The sequence below is a fragment of the Frigoribacterium sp. MEB024 genome (genome assembly GCF_000878135.1).
Taxonomy (GTDB): domain Bacteria; phylum Actinomycetota; class Actinomycetes; order Actinomycetales; family Microbacteriaceae; genus Frigoribacterium.
The window spans coordinates 1-15,948 of record NZ_JXQZ01000010.1; the positions used below are offsets into that span (position 1 = coordinate 1).

Consider the following 15,948-nt stretch of genomic DNA (forward strand, 5'->3'; position numbering starts at 1 on the left):
CTCCGCTGACCCGCCCCCGCCCGACCCGCCCGCCCGCCCCGCACCCCGGGTTCGCCGCCGACGTGTGCAAATCGCGACAGTCGACGGGCGACATGCCGCCTCGGGGGGAAGATGAGCGGCGTGCCGGCCCGAAGATGTCGGGATTTGCACACATCTGGGGTGCCCGGAGGTCGGGATCGGCACGGATACGGGGTGCCCGGAGGTCGGGTTGGGCACGGATAGGGGGTGCCCGGAGGTCGGGTTCGGCGCGCATCCAGGGTGCCCCGGGTCGGGTTGGGCACGGATACGGGGTGCCCGGAGGTCGGGCTGGGCGGTGGAGCTCTCGGCCCACTCTCGGTCTGCTCTTGGTCGGACGGTGTTCGCTTCGATGAACGACAGGAGGCGCGATGAAGGTTCTGGTGCTGGGAGCGACCGGGGGCACGGGCTCCCACGTCCTGCGGGTCGCCTTGTCGGCGGGGCACGAGGTGACGGTGCTCGTCCGGGACGCGTCCGCCCTCGACGTGACCGACGGCGTCCGGGTGCTCACCGGCGACGCGACCTCGGCCGAGGACGTCCGCGCCGCGGTCGTCGGCCAGGACGCCGTGCTCAACGCGATCGGCTCGAGGAACATCCGGCACCCGGTCGAGGTCGAGGTCGGTCGCGCCCTGCTGCCGGCGATGCGTGACTCGGCGGTCGACCGCCTCGTCGTCTGTTCGGCCTTCGGCGTCGGCGACAGCCAGGCAGACGCCAACACCTTGCAGAAGGTGTTCTTCCACACCGTGCTCGGCAAGGTCTACGCCGCCAAGGACGTCGCCGACGCCGAGGTGCGCGAGAGCGGACTCGACTGGACGCTCGTCTACCCGACGCGCCTCACCGACGACCCGGCGACCGGGTCGCTCGCCACGGGGGAGCGGCTGCCCCAGGGGGCGGGCATCCACGTGACCCGGGCCGACGTGGCGCGCTTCATGCTCGCCCAGCTGACCGACGCGACGTGGTCACGGAAGACCGTTGTCGTGACGGGCGCGGCCGACTGACCCCGCGCCTCCGGCCGGGGTGCCGCCTGGACGCCGCACGACCCTGAACACGGGCGTGTTCGGGGCGGGCGGGCGATCGTGCCGGCCCGGAGAGTACGAACTCGCCCGTTTTCGACGAGCGGCAGCTCGGCCGGGCCGCCGGGCCGCCGGGGCCGGGCCGCAGGGCCGCAGGGCGTCAGCTGAGGACGGCGAGCGCGTCGATCTCGACGAGCATGGCCTCGTTCGGCAGCTCGACGAAGACCGTCGTGCGGGTGGGGAACACTCCGCTCGGGACGTTCTGCAGCAGGTAGGTCTCGTACGCGGCGTTCATCTCGGCGAAGTCGTCGCGCGTGGTCAGGAAGACGCGCAGCGAGACGACGTCGTCGAACGTGCCGCCGGCGCCCTCGACGATCGCCTTGACGTTGTCGAGCGTGCGGACGGTCTGCGACGTCAGGTCGCCGGGGTGCAGGTACTCGCTCGTGGCGGGGTCTTGCGGGCCCTGGCCCGACACGCTGAGGAAGCCGTTCTTGAGCACGCCCTGCGAGAAGGTCGAGATGGGGGTGGGGGCGCCGCCGGTGCGGACTTCGGTCTTCTCGCTCACAGGTCTGCTCTTCTCTGATCGATGGTCTGTGGACCCGACGTGATGTGTCGCGTGTCGGGGGTGACTGCAAAACTACCGTCAGGCACCGACACACGGCCTGACCGCAGCACCACCCCACCCGCCCCGTCGGAAGGCACCATGACCACGTCACCCTCGACCCCGTCCGCCCCCGCCGTCACGTCGATCACCAAGGTCGGCTTCGGCCGCGAACCGCGGCCCGTCCCGCTGATCGACCTCGCGACCCCGCTGCTCACGATCGACCTCGACGCCCTCGATCACAACGTCGTGACCATGGCGGCCTGGTGCCGCGAGGCCGGGGTCGACCTGGCGCCGCACGGCAAGACGACCATGGCGCCCGAGATCTGGCGGCGGCAGCTCGACGCCGGGGCGTGGGGCATCACGCTCGCGACGGCGTTCCAGGTCGCCGTCGCCCGCGAGGCCGGGGTTCCGACCGTCGTCCTGGCCGGCACCGCTTTCGCGCCCGCGACCCTCGCGGCGCTCGCCGCACCCGGCACGGACGTGCTCATGTGGGTCGACTCGGTCGAGACCGTACGCCTCGTCGACGCCGCCCTGGCGCGGGCCGAGGCCGAGCGTCCGCTCGCGGTGCTGGTCGAGTTCGGGTCCCCGCTCGGTCGGACCGGGGCCCGTTCGGTGCGCGAGGCCCTGCTCGTAGCCGAGGCCGTGGCGGCCTCGCCGCATCTCGTCCTGGCCGGGGTGGCCGGCTACGAGGGCGCCCTCACGCACGACGTCGACGCGGCCGGCATCGCCGTGGTCGACGACTACCTGCGGGGGCTCCTCGAGGTGCTCGACGGCATCGGCGCCCCCGCCTTCGACCCGTGGCTGTCGTCCGGTCACGACGTGGTGCTCACCGCCGGCGGCAGCGTGTACTTCGACCGCGTCGTCGCCGTGCTCGGCGACCGCCACGACCCGTCGGGGCTGCAGGGGCCGCGCACACGCGTCGCGCTGCGGTCGGGTTCGTACGTCGCCCACGACCACGACCTCTACCGGCGGTTGACGCCGTTCGCCCGTGACACCGGGCCCACGACCGCAGGAGGCGCGGGTGGCGTCGCCGCGGACGTCACGGTGGCCGTCGGCGACGGTTCCGCGGGGTCGCAGGCCGACCGCGAGACGGGCGGGCCGACCGACGGCGAGCTCACCGGGTTCGACGGAGCGGCCGAGGGGTTCGGAGCCGAGCGCTCCGAGGAGCCGCACGCCGTGCCCGCCGGTTCGTCCCCGACCAGGCCCGGCGCCGAGGCCTCGACCGGACTCTCGTTCTTGCCGACCCTCGAGCTCTGGGCGTCCGTGGTGTCCCGTCCCGAGCCCGGGCTCGCCCTGCTCAACGTCGGGCGGCGCGACACGTCGGACGACGAGGGGTTCCCGGTGCCGCTCGAGGCGTGGCGTCCGCAGGCGGCCGACCGGCGCCTCCCCGGGGTGCTCGACGGGTCGCACGTGTCGGGCCTCAACGACCAGCACGCCTTCCTGCGGCTCGACCCGGCGTCGGGGCTGCAGGTCGGCGACCTGGTGCGGCTCGGCGTCTCGCACCCCTGCACCACGATCGACAAGTGGAACGAGATCGCCACGGTGCGGGGCTCGGCCAGCCGCCGCGGTGTGCCACCCGTCGTCGAGGGCAGCATCACCACGCGGTTCTGAGCGGCGCCGAGCCGTTCCGACCGGCGTCGGGCGGTTCCGGTCGGTCGCGGCCGTCGGCCTACGAGCCCGAGCCCTCGTCGGTGCCGGGGGTGGGCCTGGGCGCGTCGGCGGGAGGGGTGGGCGCGTCGGTCGGCGGGGTGGGGCGGTCGGAGTCGTCCTCGGTGTCGTCGGAGTCCGTCTTCGGGCCGCCCTTCTCGCCGGGGCCGTGGCCCGGGCCGCCCTTCGGTCCGCCGGCCGCGGGTCCGCCGTCGGCAGGGCCGCCGTCGGGCGCGACGGGCAGCGCCTCGCCGTCGGGGTCGGTACCGGGCGTCGGCAGTGCCTTCCCGTCGGTGCCGGTGCCGGGGGTCGGCAGTGCCTTGCCGTCGGGGCCGGTGCCCTCGGCAGGAGCGCTCCCGTCCGAGTCGTCGCCCGCGGCCGGCGGGGTCGGTGCGTCCGTGGGGGCACCGGTGGCGCCGTCGTCGGAGCCTCGTCCTCCGGGCTCCTGTCGTGAGCCGTCGCCCTGGTTCGCCGCGTCGTCCTGGCCCGGCGTCGCGGTCGACGAGGCGCTGGTCGAACTGCCGGCCTTCGACACCGCGACGGCGGTGCTGGTGCCGACGAGGGCGAGGCCGGCTGCTGCGATGCCGATGCCGACGAGCAGGCGCTTGGTGGGGCGGCGACGGGTGGTCGTCCCGGCGGCCTCTGCCGACGACGCGGTCCGGAACGCGCTCCCGTCCGCGGGCAGTTCGCGGGTGCGTCGGTCGTCGGCGACGATCGGCGTGGTCGGGGCCGTCGGCTGCCCGGACGCCGCGGCCGGCAGCTCGGTGGTGGCGCGTGCGTCCTGGTCCTGGTCCTCGCGGCGCAGTCGTTCGGCCCACGCGTCGTCCTGCGAGGGGCTGTTCTCGTCGCGACGGTCGTCGCGGCCGTCGGGGGTGTTGTCCTTCGCCATGGTGTCTCCAGATGTCGGGTGCCGGGCGAGCCGCGAGGCGGCTGGCGGTCGGGGCGTTCCCGCCGGCAGACACCACTCTCGGAACCGAATCTGAAGCGGGGCTTAAGTCACGTTCTCGGCCACGGCTCCTCTGGCCACGGTGCGCTGCCCCTCGAGCAGCGTCACCGGCCTGCCCGGCGCGACCAGGTCGCCGAGGTCAACCTCGGCCCAGAACCGCAGCTCGACCCTGTCCCTGCTGCCGTCGCGGCTGACCCACGAACAGACCGCTCCCACGAGCGCTCCCTCGAGTGTCGCCTTACCGGCATCGAAGTCGGGGTGGCCGGAGCCGAGCCAGACCAGCGGGCGAAAGCTCCAGCCCGGCAGAAGGCGTGCCTGGACGTCGGGCGCATCGAGCAGCCACGTGACGTCGGCCCGGATCGGCCCCCGTGACGCGCGACGGCCGGATGCGGTCAGCGGCACGTGGTCAGCGGTCCCCGGCCGACTCGCGGCGCCGCAGCTCGGCGACGACCTCGTCCAGGAAATCGTCGACCTCGTCCTGGCTGTACCCTTCCCGGAACTTCGTGGGCTGGAATCGTGCGTTCACGACATCGACGTCCGCCAGGACATCGACGGCGGTCCCCTGCTCGTAGGCCGTGAGGGTCGCATGGATGCGCTCGAGGAACGCGTCCACGTCGTCCATCGCGTAACCCTCGCGGAAGCGGGTCGGGGTGAATCTCTTCTCGGTCACGTCGCGTGCGAGCACGGTGCTCCTCGGGGTTCGGGAATCGGGGTCGACAGATCGGTCCTGATCCTTCCACGCCGCAGCGGTCGGTCGTGCCGGTGTCGGCAGGTGGCTAGGCGGTGGCTCGTGTGCCGCGGACGGCTGCGAGGACGACATCGTCCACGACGGTGACGAAGAAATCGCGTCCCGTGGTCGTGTGGTCGAGCCCGAACCGGAGGCTGCTCATCGCGGGGATGACGGCCGCGAGGGTGTCGACCCGACTCCGGAGCTCTTCCGGTGCCTCGTCCTCGTCGATCGCTCGGGTCAGGAGTCGCCGATAGATCTCGACGTAGGGCTCGGTGATCTCGGACCGGACGACCGCATCGAGACCCGTCACGTGGCTGGCCGTCCTCGCGAGGCCGGCGAAGAGTGCGAGGCGCCTCGCCGTCCCACCGAGCCACGGCGAGTCCACGACCGCCAACATGTCCGCGCGGAGGGAGCCTCGGCGCGGGAGGTGCTCCACCTCGGGCGGGCGGCCCATCGAGCGGAGCGCCGCCACGACCAGGGCGTCCTTCGTGGCCCACCGACGGTACAGCGTCGTCTTGGCTCGGCCCGTCCGAGCGGCGACGGCATCGAGGGTGATGCCTTCGAGCGGGTTCTCCGCGATGAGATCCAGCGTCGTGGCCAGGACGGCGTCGTCGAACGAATGGTCGACGGGGCGCCCCGGGCGAGCCTTGGCCTCGGTCTCGGCACCGGACTGTTCTGCGCGTGTCGTCACCGGGCGATCCTAGCGACAGGAAAGTCCATTTACGCTACTGCGGAGTAGCGTAAATGGATGCCGGGCCCTTCCTCCGCGGAAGGCGGCGAGGAGAAGGAGAACGTCATGGACATCAAGGATCGAGTCGTCGTCGTCACGGGAGCGTCGTCGGGCATCGGGGCGGCGACGGCGCGAGCGGCCTCGGCGGCGGGCGCGAGGCTCGTCCTCGCGGCACGACGTGAAGATCGAGTGCGCGAGCTCGCGGTCGAGCTCGGCAGCGCCGTGGCCGTGCGATGCGACGTGACCGACCAGGTGCAGGTCGCCGGACTCGCGCAGGCGGCGCTCGACGCCTTCGGGCGGATCGATGTGCTGGTCAACAACGCCGGCCAGGGTCTCCAGGCCGTGGTCGAGAACCTCGCGCTGGACGACTTCCGGGCGGTCCTCGAACTCAACCTGATCGCACCCCTGGCCGCCATGCAGGCCGTTCTGCCGACCATGCGTCGACAAGGTGCGGGGTGCATCGTCAACGTGAGTTCGGGAACGACCTTCGCCGACGTCCCGGGGACGGGCGGGTACGTCGCCTCGAAGATCGCGCTCGAGCGTCTCACGGCGATCGCCCGCAACGAACTCGTCGACACCGGGGTCACGGTGTCGACGATGATTCCCTTCGCGACGAACACCGAGTTCCTGACCTCGATCAAGGCGGGCCGCTCCGAGGCCGAGGAGATGACCGCGGGCGCGACCTTCGACTCGCCCGACCAGGTCGCCGACGCGATCCTGGAGCTCATCCGGACGGGCGACGCGCGCGCGGACCTCGTTCCTGTCGCCTACGGCGGAACGCGCTAGTCGACGGGCTCGCGGCGAGCGGCTCGGCCTCGTGGCCATCGCGGAACGGCTCAGAGCACGACGAGGGTCACGCCCAGTGCGAGCAATGCCAGCCCCTGCAGGGAGGCGCGGAGCACGATGACGCGGTCCCATCCGGCCTGCAGTGCGCGAGCGTTCTCGGGCGTCTCGCCCCGGTCGACCGCGGTCGTCAGCGCGCGGTTGATCGGAGCGCTGACGCGCGTGTAGAGCACGAGCCAGACGACCAGCAGCACGAGAGCCGCGCCTGCCGTCACCGCCGCGACGGCGTGGCTCGTGAGCACGGCGAGCACGGCGGTCGCCAGCGACCCGACGAGTCCCACGACACCGGGGACCGGCATCCGCCGGTCGCCGTAGCGGTGCACGTTGCCCATGACGCGGGTGAGCGCGGTGTCGTCGATGCGGGCGAGAGCGGGGCGCTGCACGAGGGCGCAGAACGCGTCGGTGCCCCAGACGAGCCCCACGCCCATGACGGCGAGGAGGGCGGCGACCTGCGTGACGACGATCACGCCTCGTCCGCCTCGGGCTCGCCGAGCAGGGGGAGGACGCCGACCTGCTGGAAGACCTCCATCAGGTTCAGTTCGTCCCAGTGCTCCACGAGGAGGCCGCCGTCGACCCGCCAGATGTCGATGCTCCGCATCTCGACGGCGGCGCCGGAGGCGGCGATGCCCAGCAGGTCTCCCGTGTGGGTGCCCCGATAGACGAACCGGCCGACGACGCGATCACCCGAGACGATCACGTCCTCCATCGTCGCGACGACGTCGGGCAGGCCGGCGAAGAACGTCGCCCAGAAGTCCCGGTTCGCCTCGCGACCGTCCGCGACGACGACGTTGTGGTTCACGTAGTCCTCGGTCAGGAACGTGTCGACCAGGTCAGGGTCGTGGGAATTCAACATCTCGAGATACGTCTCGACCAGTGCGCGTGGTTCCATCGGAAAGGCCCTTCACTAAGCGTTAGCGCTGCTAACTAATAGCAACGCTAACCCTGTGAAAGAGAGCTGTCAAGAGTGCCGCTCGCATAGCTAGCAGCGCTACCATCAGGGATGACCATCGAGGACCGCCGAGCCCGCGACCGAGCAACACGTCGCCGGCTGATCACCAGCACGGCACGCACGGTCGCCGAGCGCGAAGGCTGGGACGCCGTCACGACCCGACGCCTGTCGGCCGAGATCGAGTACAGCCAACCGGTCATCTACAAGCACTTCGCCTCGCTCGACGAGATCGCCGACGCCGTCGCCCTCGAGGGCTTCGCCGAACTCGCGGCCGGTCTGCACGAGGCGCGCACGACGGTCGCGCCGGGTGATGCGCCCATCGCCGTCGCCCGCCGCTACGCCGCCTTCGCGACCGACGCCCCCGCCGTCTACGAGGCGATGTTCGGCAGGGCGACACGCCTGCGTTTCGGAAACGGCTCCGCCCCGGCACCCTCGTCCGCCTTCGCCGAACTCAGGGCCGTCCTCGAACCGCGAGCCGGGCACGACGACGTCGAGCTGCTGACGGAGACGTTCTGGGCCGGCCTGCACGGCCTCGTCGTGCTGCAGCGCGGTGCCCGGTTGCGGCCCGACCTCCAGGAGGCGCGCATCGACCTCCTGGTGGAGAAGATCGTGCCTGCGGGTCTCGGCGGCGACCGACGTCGCTAGCGGAAGTTCGGGGGCGTGGGTCGCTTCGAGGCGATCATGAAGCCGTAGATCAGGGACCACACGTAGAAGATGATCGCGACGCCGAGACCGGCGAGACCGATGCCGCCGAGGACCGCGCTCTGCACGTTCGCCTGCAGGATGATCCCGAAGCAGATCAGGCCGACGAGGGCCGCGCCGAAGGCGACGAACTGGAGGCGGAGCCTGAACCGGACGCGTTTCTTGTGCTCCGCGACCGAGATGATGTCCGACATGGAGTCCCCCTTGTTCCGGGCGGTACGACTGCACCCCCGTGTGGGGAGAACACTACGACTCGAAGGATCGTAGACGGGCTCTCGACCACCGACCAGTCGCGAGCCGTCGTTCCGGATGGAGAGCGAGTACGTCTCGTACAACCCGCCGACGAACGTCGGCATGGAGATGACGAAGGGGTCGTGGTTCTTCGAGCGCCTCGGTGGCCGAGCGCATCGGCGCCGTCCTCCTCTTCCCGTCTCCTCTCCACCCCGGTGGCTCGGCAGGGTCGACTCAGGTGTCGGAGGGGCCGAACGTCGACGCCGGGTCGGGCTCGTGCGCGTGCCGGAGGACGTCGCGAAGGCGTCGCACCAGCTCGTCGGCCACCAGGCGTTCGTCGTGTCCGTCCTCGACCCCGACGGTCCCGACGTCGGCGGACCGCTGGGCGTCGGTCCGGTGGGTTGCACCGAGATCGACGTCGATGGTGCCCTTCGCCACCTCGTGGAGGGTGTTCAGTACGGCTTCGAGCTGGTCGAGGGGAACGGCGAACCACGGATCACGGTTCGCGTCGCCCCCGGCATCGTCCTCGAGCGCCCAGGCGGTCCAGGCGATGCGTCGTGCGCCGACGGCAGAGGTGCGCGGCGGACCGGGCCGAGGGGCCGGCGCGTCGCGGGCGGCGCGAGCAGCGCGACGCGACCAGGCGAGCGCGTCCTGCGCGTCGAAGCCGATCTCCCTCGCCCAGTAGGGGTCGCCGGAGTCCTCGGCGTCCGCCTGCAGCGCGGCCGACATCAGCATGAGGTCCTGGGTGGAGAACGCCACGACGATCTCCCTCTTCGTGCCGATCGGGCCTTCGCCTCGATCGTCGACGAGCAACAGCTCGAGGGTCTCGTCGGCGTCGACGCGACGGAGGACCGGGACGACCCGGTCGGTCCAGGCAGGGTGGCGCCAGGACGCGACGTGGGCGGCGTGCGGGTCCCGGGCGACCGGAGTCTGCCGCCGTCGGAACGGCCAGAGGCTCGGAGACGCAAAACCGCCCGGGGTGTCTCCGGATGGATCGTCGCGCTCGGCGACGACGAGCAGGAACAACCACAAGGCGACCAGGAAGCATCCGAACGCGACGAACCCGACGGTCAGGTAGGCCGACGGCCACCAGGCCGCGACGGGCACGCCGAGCCAGAACGCCGACAGGGACAGGCCCACCAGGACGCCGCCCGCGACGAGTTGGCGTCGTCGGCGCTGTCTCCCCATGGGCCGACACTAGCGGGATGCATCCAAGGGACGACCCACACCGCACCCCCAGCCCGTCCATAGCCTCCGCCCACCGACCGGCCCTACCGTTCGGAGGATGCTCAGCCCTGCCCGCGTCCTCGTGATCGACGACGACGAGACCATCCGCACCGCCGTCGTCACCGCGCTGGGCGCCGAGGGCTTCGCCGTGCACGGTCTGGCCGACGGCGCAGACCTGCCCGAGCAGTTGAAGGCTTTCGTGCCCGACCTCGTCGTGCTCGACTGGATGCTGCCCGGGGCGAGCGGCATCCGCCTGGCGAGCACCATCCGCACCTCCTCCGACGCGGCGGTCGTCATGCTGACCGCCCGCGACGAGGTCGACGACCGACTGCGCGGCTTCGCCGAGGGCGTCGACGACTACGTGGTCAAGCCGTTCGCCGTCGCCGAACTGATCGCCCGGGTCACGGCCGTGCTCCGACGCCGCGGTCGAATCCCCTCGGTGATCGAGATCGGCGACCTCGTCGTCGACCCCGAGGCGGCCCGCATCACGCGCGGCGGCGAACCGCTCGACCTCACCGCGACCGAGTTCCGCCTGCTCGGCTTCCTCGCCGAGAGCCGAGGACGCACCGTCTCGAAGACGCAGATCCTCACCCAGGTCTGGGGCTACGACGACTACGACCCCAACCTCGTCGAGGTGCACCTCAGCGCCCTTCGCCGCAAGATGGAGACCCGCGGCCCCCGCCTCATCCACACCGTCCGCGGCCTCGGCTACCGGATGAGCGCGTGACGCGCCCCCGCCGTCCCGCTGCGCTCTCGACGGGACACCACCCCCGAGGAGGCGCGGCGTCGGCCCCCGACACCGCCGCCCCCGGGCTGCGCACCGGTTCGTTGCGCGCCCGCACGGTCGTCGCCGTGCTCCTGCTGCTGGCCGTCCTGCTGGCGGCGCTCGCCGTGACGGTCGAGCTCACGCTCGGCCAGCGGCTCCGCGCCCAGGTCGTCGACCGGCTGTCCGACCGCGCCGCGGCCGCTGCCGCCCTGGTCGGCACGGTCGACGGCGACGAACTCGCCGACCGGCTCTCGGCCCAGGGGCTCTCGGTCGTCATCCGCGACGCGAACGGCGACGCCATCGTCGCCGGCCCGAGCCCCGACCAGCTGCGCGACGGTCCGCCCTCGCTCGGCGAGGGCGGCCCCGGTCGCGGCGGCCCGGCCTCGGGCCTCGACGACGGACCAGGAGGCGCGGGCACCGACGCCCAGGAGGGCACCGACACCGGCGCGACCGGCTCGGGCACGGGCTCGACCGGCACCGACGCCGGGGACGCGGGCAGCGCCTCCTCGTCCGACGCGGTCACGGTCACCTCGTCCGAGGTGCGGAGCGACGACGAGGTGACCACGCTCGTCTCGCAGCTCAGCGACGGGTCGACGATCACCCTGACCACGGACTCGCGGTCGGTGGGCGAGACCTTGGTGCAGCTGCGCTGGGTGATGATCGGCGCCTCCGCGGCGTTCCTGCTGATCGCGGCGATCGGCCTCGCCCTCGTCGTGCGGGCCACCCTGCGGCCGCTCGACCGGATGACGAGCGTCGCCCGGTCGATCGCTCACGGCGACCGGGGCCGACGCCTGCGGCCGGCCCGACGCGACACCGAGATCGGCCGGGTCGCCGTCGCCTTCGACGAGATGCTCGACGGCGTCGAGGGGGCCGAGCGGGCCGCACTCGACGCCGAGACGCGGGTGCGGGCGTTCGTGTCCGACGCCGCCCACGAACTGCGCACCCCCGTCGCCGGCATGCGCGCCGCGGCCGACACCCTCGTGCGGTCGCCCGGCACGGCCGACGAACGCGAGCGGCTGGCGACGCACGTGGTGCGCGAGGCCGAACGCGCCTCCCGGTTGATCGACGACATGCTGCTGATGGCCCGCGTCGACCAGGGGATCTCGCTCGACGTCGCCCCCGTCGACCTCGGGGCGTCGCTGCTCGCCGACGTCGAACGCCACCGGCTACGACGGCCGTCGCTCGACCTGCGCGTCGTGCTGCCCGACGGGCCCGTCGTGGTCGCGGCCGACGCGGGGCGCGTCTCGCAGATCGTCGGCAACCTGGTCGACAACGCCGCCCGGGCGACGGGGGGCACGGGTCAGGTGACGCTCTGGCTCGACGCGTCGAGGGCCGACGAGGTCGCCGTGCTCGTGTCCGACGACGGCCCGGGCGTGCCCGACGCCGATCGCGAGCGGGTGTTCGACCGGCTGGTGCGGCTCGACGAGGCCCGACGGTCCGGGGACGGAGGCGCGGGCCTGGGGCTGCCCATCGCCCGCGGTCTGGCGCGCGCCCACGGCGGCGACCTGGTCTGCGAGCCTCCCGGGGTCGGCCGGCCCGGCGCGGTGTTCCGGCTGACGCTGCCCGTCGCCGTGCGCGCGGTGCGGGCCGGATCGGAGGAGGCGGCGGCTGGTGCCCCCGCGCCCGCACCCGCGCTGCGTCGCACCGCCGACTGAACGTCGCATCGCCCACATCGGCGGTGCGACGCCGACCAGAAGCTCCCGCGGGCCTCGGGCTACAGCGCGACGAGCCGCTCGTAGGCGTCGTCGACCCAGGGGTCGACCGTGCGACGTGAGGCGTCGGCGTCGTGCCAGGCGACGATCTGGCGGGCTCCCTCAGCGAAGGGGACCCGCGCCTCCCAACCGGGCACCAACGCGCGGATCTTCGACGTGTCGAACACGGCCGGGTGGCTGCGGTCGCCGCAGAGGTCGGCCGTCCACTCGGGCACCTCGTCGGTCAGCACCTGCGTCGTGCGGTGGACGACGTGCAGCGACGCCCCCGCGGCGTCGGCGAGGTCGCGGGCGATCATGTTCCAGGTGAGCAATTCGGGCGACATGATGTGGAACGCCTCGCCCAGGGCGCCGGGGTGCCCGAGCAACCCCACGAAGGCGCGGGCGAAGTCGGCCGAGTGCGTCAGCGCCCAGAGCGAGGTGCCGTCGCCGTGCAGGACGACCGGGTCGCCGCGTCGCATGCGCTCGATCGTGGTCCAGCCGCCGAGCAACGGCACGGCCGTCTCGTCATAGGTGTGCGAGGGGCGCACGACCGTCGCCTGCACCCGCCCGGCGAGGTGCTCGTCGCGCAGCAGGCGCTCGCAGGCGATCTTGTCGCGCGAGTACGACCACCACGGGTTGAACAGCGGCGTCGCCTCGGTGATCGGCAACGACACCGGCGGCTTCTGGTACGCCGACGCCGAGCCGATGAACACGTACTGATCGGTCAGCGGCGCCACCACCCGCAGCATCGAGGCGAGTTGGTCGGGCGTGAAGGTCAGGAAGTCGGCCACCGAGTCGAAGCGACGTCCGTCCAGGGCGGCGACCAGCGCCTCCTCGTCCCGGACGTCGGCGACGAGCTGCTCGACGCCTGCGGGCACGGGCCGGATCGTGGTGCTGCCGCGGTTGAGGACGGTGACGGCCAGGCCGTCGCGCAGGGCCTGCCGCACGACCGAGGCGCTGATCTGCCCGGTGCCGCCGATCACGAGGAGGGACGTCGATGTCATCGCTCCACTGTGCACCCCTGCGACCGGTGGCGGTCGCCGTCGTACACCGGAGCCGGGCAGGAGGCGCGGGTCGGGACCCTGGGGAGGAGGCGCGGGGCGGACCCCGGGACGCGTCGCGTCGCCGGTGCGCGGCGGTGTGGCGGTCGGCCGCGGCCTCAGGCCTGGTCGAGGGCGTGACGGGCGGCGCGGACCAGCTCGGGGTCGGTCTCGAACCACGAGTCGGTCGACGCCTCGGTGCCGAGCGACACGGTCGTCCCCGACCGGGACGAGGAGGCGCGCACGGCCCGCGCCCGCTTCGCCGACAGGTGCACGGCGTCGACCCCCGCGGCCACGAGCGCCGGGACGTCGCCGAGCTGCACCCCGCCCCCGGCCATCACCTGCACGTCGCCCGCGACCTCGACCAGGCGCGGCAGCACCCCCGACGCCAGACCCGCCCCGACCGTGGACGCCCCGCCCGACGTCAGCACGCGCGTGACGCCCAGCCCCACCAGGGCCGCCACCGCCACGACCGGGTCCGACGCCCGATCCACGGCCCGGTGCACGGTGATCTCGAGCGGTGAGACCCCAGGAACCCGCCGAGACCCCAGGGCGCGAGCTGGGGTCTCGGCGGGTTCCTGGGGTGTCGTGCCCGGGCGCGGGGCGGCGGCGTCGAGCGCGGCCTCGACGAACCAGCGAAGGGCGTCGACGTCGAGCGAGCCGTCCTCGCGCAGCGCGCCCACGACGACGCCGGCCACACCCGACCGCACCAGCGCCCGGATCTCGCGCACCATCACGTCCAGCTCGTCCGTGTCGTACACGAAGCCGCCGGGCCGGCACCGCACCAGCGCGTGCACGGGCACGCCCGTCGCGACGGTCGCCTCGACCAGCCCCTGCGACGGGGTGACGCCCCCGAGCTCGAGGGCGCTGCACAGTTCGACGCGGTCGGCTCCGCCGTCGCGCGCCGTGACGGCTCCGGCGGCGCTCGTCACCGCGATCTCGAGGGCGGGCCGCGAGCGGGCGGACCTGGCTGCGGATGAGGAGGCGCGGGTCGCGTCGTTCGTCATGTCACGACCCTAGGCGAGCGGCCCTCCCGCATGCCGGGCCCGGCATGGGTGGGGGTGCATGATGGCGGGATGTCCGACGCACCCGCACCCGCCGACACGCCCGCTGCATCCGCCGACGCATCAGCCGGCGCATCCGCACCCGCCGAGGGGCCGGCCACCGTCGCCTACCGGGCGGCCCGCGACCACCTGCTGGGGCTCGGGCACGACCTCGACCGCGCGAGCGACGAGTTCCGCTGGCCGGACGTCGGCGACCGGTTCAACTGGGCGACCGACTGGTTCGACGTGATCGCCCGCGACAACGAGCGCACGGCGTTGTGGATCGTCGAGGAGGACGGCTCCGAGCAGCGGGTGTCGTTCGACGCCATGCGTCGACGCAGCGACCAGGTCGCCGCCTGGCTGCACGACCTCGGCGTCGCGACGGGCGACCACGTCATGCTGATGCTCGGCAACCAGGTCGAACTGTGGGAGGCCATGCTCGCCGTGATGAAGGTGGGCGCGGTCATCCTGCCGACGTCGACCGTGCTCGGCAGCACCGACCTCGCCGACCGCATCGACCGGGGGCTCGTCAGGCACGTGATCGCCAACGCGTCCGACGCCCCCGCGTTCGCCTGGGTGGAGGGGGCCGAGGCCGTCACGCGCATCGCCGTCGTCCCCGAGGGCGACGAGGCCCCCGCGGGCTGGACGTCCTTCGGGGACTCGCACCGCGCCTCCTGGACTCGTCCCGACGTCGCGACGGCGACCGAGGACGCCTGCCTCGTCTACTTCACGTCGGGCACGACGAGCAAGCCGAAGATGGTCGTGCACTCGCACGCCTCGTACCCGGTCGGGCACCTGACCACGACGTACTGGCTCGGCGTGCAGCCGGGCGACGTGCACATGACGATCTCGTCGCCGGGCTGGGGCAAGCACGCCTGGAGCTGCTTCTTCGCGCCGTGGACCGCCGAGGCCACCGTGTTCGTCTACAACTACGGGCGCTTCCGGCCGGCCGAGCTCAGGGACCAGCTCGAGCGGGCCCGGGTGACCTCGTTCTGTGCGCCGCCGACCGTGTGGCGCATGCTGATCCAGTCGTCGCTGGGTTCGCGGCCGAGCGCCCTCCGCGAGGCGCTGTCGGCCGGCGAACCGCTCAACCCCGAGGTGATCGGGCGGGTGCAGCAGGGCTGGGGCCTGGACATCCGCGACGGGTACGGGCAGACCGAGACCACGGCCATCGTCGCGAACGCGCCGGGCGGCACGATCAAGGCCGGCTCGATGGGGCGCGCCCTGCCCGGCGTCGAGGTCGTGCTGGTCGACCCCGTCACGGGCGTCGTCGGCGACGAGGGCGAGGTCTGCCTCGACCTCACCACGCGACCCGTCAACCTGATGACCGGCTACCTCGGCGACGCCGCCCGCACCGAGTCGTCGATGCGTGACGGGTTGTTCCACACCGGCGACGTGGCCGTGCGCGACGCCGAGGGCATGATCACGTTCGTCGGCCGCACCGACGACGTCTTCAAGTCGTCGGACTACAAGGTCTCGCCGTTCGAGGTCGAGAGCATGCTGATCGAGCACCCGGCCGTCGCCGAGTCCGCCGTCGTGCCGGCCCCCGACGACACCCGGCTGAACATCGTCAAGGCGTACGTGACCCTGGCCGAGGGGTGGGCCCCGGACGCCGAGACCGCCCGGGCAGTGCTGGCGCACGCCCGGGTCTCGCTGCCCGCCTACGAGCGGGTGAGGCGGGTCGAGTTCGCCGAGCTGCCGAAGACGATCTCGGGCAAGATCCGCCGCGTCGAACTGCGCGACCGCGAGGAGGCGCTGGCCCGGTCGGGCG

General features: G+C 72.9%; 17 protein-coding genes and 2 pseudogenes. 7 read left to right on the forward strand and 12 right to left on the reverse strand.

All coding sequences use genetic code 11. From position 1 onward, the window contains the following. Nucleotides 1-386 precede the first annotated feature (386 nt). The gene (locus SZ60_RS02545; RefSeq protein WP_043593404.1) at nt 387-1,013 is read left to right on the forward strand and encodes an NAD(P)-dependent oxidoreductase; all 627 of its coding nucleotides are present in this window, start codon (nt 387-389) and stop codon (nt 1,011-1,013) included. 175 nt (nt 1,014-1,188) lie between these two features. Here the strand turns inward: SZ60_RS02545 and SZ60_RS02550 are convergent, their stop codons facing one another. Then, a complete protein-coding gene (locus SZ60_RS02550) occupies nt 1,189-1,593 on the reverse strand; it encodes a RidA family protein (protein ID WP_043593406.1) in 405 nt (134 codons plus the stop codon). A 138-nt stretch (nt 1,594-1,731) separates the two neighbouring features. Here SZ60_RS02550 and SZ60_RS17365 point away from each other — a divergent pair, with 138 nt between their 5' ends. Then, nucleotides 1,732-3,243: an alanine racemase gene (locus SZ60_RS17365; RefSeq protein WP_052505106.1), complete on the forward strand. Its 1,512-nt coding sequence runs from the start codon at nt 1,732-1,734 to the stop codon at nt 3,241-3,243. Between the two features lie 58 nt (nt 3,244-3,301). Here SZ60_RS17365 and SZ60_RS02560 read toward each other — a convergent pair whose 3' ends face one another. The 5 genes and pseudogenes from SZ60_RS02560 to SZ60_RS02575 form a co-directional block, all read right to left on the reverse strand. Beyond that, nucleotides 3,302-4,168: a hypothetical protein gene (locus tag SZ60_RS02560; RefSeq protein WP_043593408.1), complete on the reverse strand. Its 867-nt coding sequence runs from the start codon at nt 4,166-4,168 to the stop codon at nt 3,302-3,304. Between the two features lie 102 nt (nt 4,169-4,270). Next, nucleotides 4,271-4,627 (reverse strand): hypothetical protein, encoded by a 357-nt coding sequence (locus SZ60_RS02565; RefSeq protein WP_043593409.1) that lies wholly within the window; start codon nt 4,625-4,627, stop codon nt 4,271-4,273. A gap of 10 nt (nt 4,628-4,637) precedes the next feature. After that, nucleotides 4,638-4,769, reverse strand: a pseudogene (locus SZ60_RS17645) (DivIVA domain-containing protein); the annotation flags it as partial. A 48-nt stretch (nt 4,770-4,817) separates the two neighbouring features. Beyond that, nucleotides 4,818-5,045: pseudogene (locus SZ60_RS17650) on the reverse strand (DivIVA domain-containing protein); the annotation flags it as partial. Continuing rightward, on the reverse strand, nt 5,002-5,646 hold the full coding sequence (locus SZ60_RS02575) for a TetR/AcrR family transcriptional regulator (protein WP_043593411.1): 645 nt from the start codon (nt 5,644-5,646) through the stop codon (nt 5,002-5,004). The pseudogene SZ60_RS17650 and the gene SZ60_RS02575, both read right to left, overlap by 44 nt. A gap of 105 nt (nt 5,647-5,751) precedes the next feature. Between SZ60_RS02575 and SZ60_RS02580 the strand changes: the two genes are divergently transcribed. Then, nucleotides 5,752-6,471 (forward strand): SDR family oxidoreductase, encoded by a 720-nt coding sequence (locus SZ60_RS02580; RefSeq protein ID WP_043593413.1) that lies wholly within the window; start codon nt 5,752-5,754, stop codon nt 6,469-6,471. A gap of 50 nt (nt 6,472-6,521) precedes the next feature. Here the strand turns inward: SZ60_RS02580 and SZ60_RS02585 are convergent, their stop codons facing one another. Next, entirely contained in the window at nt 6,522-6,995 is a 474-nt protein-coding gene (locus tag SZ60_RS02585; RefSeq protein WP_197073483.1) for a DUF1772 domain-containing protein, read from the reverse strand. Then, nucleotides 6,992-7,417, reverse strand: a complete 426-nt coding sequence (locus SZ60_RS02590) for an ester cyclase (protein WP_043593415.1) — start codon at nt 7,415-7,417, stop codon at nt 6,992-6,994. Before SZ60_RS02590 ends, SZ60_RS02585 begins: the two co-directional genes overlap by 4 nt. Before the next feature lie 111 nt (nt 7,418-7,528). On the opposite strand from SZ60_RS02590, the gene SZ60_RS02595 reads away from it, so the two are divergent. Further along, entirely contained in the window at nt 7,529-8,122 is a 594-nt protein-coding gene (locus SZ60_RS02595) for a TetR/AcrR family transcriptional regulator (protein ID WP_043593416.1), read from the forward strand. On the opposite strand, the gene SZ60_RS02600 is transcribed toward SZ60_RS02595, so the two are convergent. Further along, nucleotides 8,119-8,373 (reverse strand): hypothetical protein, encoded by a 255-nt coding sequence (locus tag SZ60_RS02600; RefSeq protein ID WP_043593418.1) that lies wholly within the window; start codon nt 8,371-8,373, stop codon nt 8,119-8,121. The genes SZ60_RS02595 and SZ60_RS02600 overlap by 4 nt on opposite strands. A 271-nt stretch (nt 8,374-8,644) precedes the next feature. Continuing rightward, a complete protein-coding gene (locus tag SZ60_RS17040) occupies nt 8,645-9,598 on the reverse strand; it encodes a hypothetical protein (RefSeq protein ID WP_156155455.1) in 954 nt (317 codons plus the stop codon). 97 nt (nt 9,599-9,695) lie between these two features. On the opposite strand from SZ60_RS17040, the gene SZ60_RS02610 reads away from it, so the two are divergent. After that, nucleotides 9,696-10,364, forward strand: coding sequence for a response regulator transcription factor (locus SZ60_RS02610; RefSeq protein WP_043593422.1), 669 nt, complete (start codon nt 9,696-9,698; stop codon nt 10,362-10,364). Beyond that, complete coding sequence (locus SZ60_RS02615; RefSeq protein ID WP_082059805.1) at nt 10,361-12,058, forward strand: HAMP domain-containing sensor histidine kinase; 1,698 nt, start codon at nt 10,361-10,363, stop codon at nt 12,056-12,058. Before SZ60_RS02610 ends, SZ60_RS02615 begins: the two co-directional genes overlap by 4 nt. A gap of 59 nt (nt 12,059-12,117) precedes the next feature. On the opposite strand, the gene SZ60_RS02620 is transcribed toward SZ60_RS02615, so the two are convergent. Beyond that, complete coding sequence (locus tag SZ60_RS02620; RefSeq protein WP_043593424.1) at nt 12,118-13,098, reverse strand: NAD-dependent epimerase/dehydratase family protein; 981 nt, start codon at nt 13,096-13,098, stop codon at nt 12,118-12,120. 155 nt (nt 13,099-13,253) lie between these two features. After that, on the reverse strand, nt 13,254-14,141 hold the full coding sequence (locus SZ60_RS02625) for a copper homeostasis protein CutC (protein WP_043593425.1): 888 nt from the start codon (nt 14,139-14,141) through the stop codon (nt 13,254-13,256). 69 nt (nt 14,142-14,210) lie between these two features. Between SZ60_RS02625 and SZ60_RS02630 the strand changes: the two genes are divergently transcribed. Beyond that, the coding region (locus SZ60_RS02630; protein WP_082059806.1) for an AMP-binding protein at nt 14,211-15,948 on the forward strand (1,738 nt) is incomplete at its 3' end.

Coding starts and splice junctions, on each gene's coding strand:
- SZ60_RS02560 (WP_043593408.1), bottom strand. CDS start 4,168: ATGGCGAAGGACAACACCCCCGACGGCCGCGACGACCGTCGCGACGAG.
- SZ60_RS02610 (WP_043593422.1), top strand. CDS start 9,696: ATGCTCAGCCCTGCCCGCGTCCTCGTGATCGACGACGACGAGACCATC.
- SZ60_RS02595 (WP_043593416.1), top strand. CDS start 7,529: ATGACCATCGAGGACCGCCGAGCCCGCGACCGAGCAACACGTCGCCGG.
- SZ60_RS02620 (WP_043593424.1), bottom strand. CDS start 13,098: ATGACATCGACGTCCCTCCTCGTGATCGGCGGCACCGGGCAGATCAGC.
- SZ60_RS17365 (WP_052505106.1), top strand. CDS start 1,732: ATGACCACGTCACCCTCGACCCCGTCCGCCCCCGCCGTCACGTCGATC.
- SZ60_RS02625 (WP_043593425.1), bottom strand. CDS start 14,141: ATGACGAACGACGCGACCCGCGCCTCCTCATCCGCAGCCAGGTCCGCC.
- SZ60_RS02545 (WP_043593404.1), top strand. CDS start 387: ATGAAGGTTCTGGTGCTGGGAGCGACCGGGGGCACGGGCTCCCACGTC.
- SZ60_RS02590 (WP_043593415.1), bottom strand. CDS start 7,417: ATGGAACCACGCGCACTGGTCGAGACGTATCTCGAGATGTTGAATTCC.
- SZ60_RS02580 (WP_043593413.1), top strand. CDS start 5,752: ATGGACATCAAGGATCGAGTCGTCGTCGTCACGGGAGCGTCGTCGGGC.
- SZ60_RS02600 (WP_043593418.1), bottom strand. CDS start 8,373: ATGTCGGACATCATCTCGGTCGCGGAGCACAAGAAACGCGTCCGGTTC.
- SZ60_RS17040 (WP_156155455.1), bottom strand. CDS start 9,598: ATGGGGAGACAGCGCCGACGACGCCAACTCGTCGCGGGCGGCGTCCTG.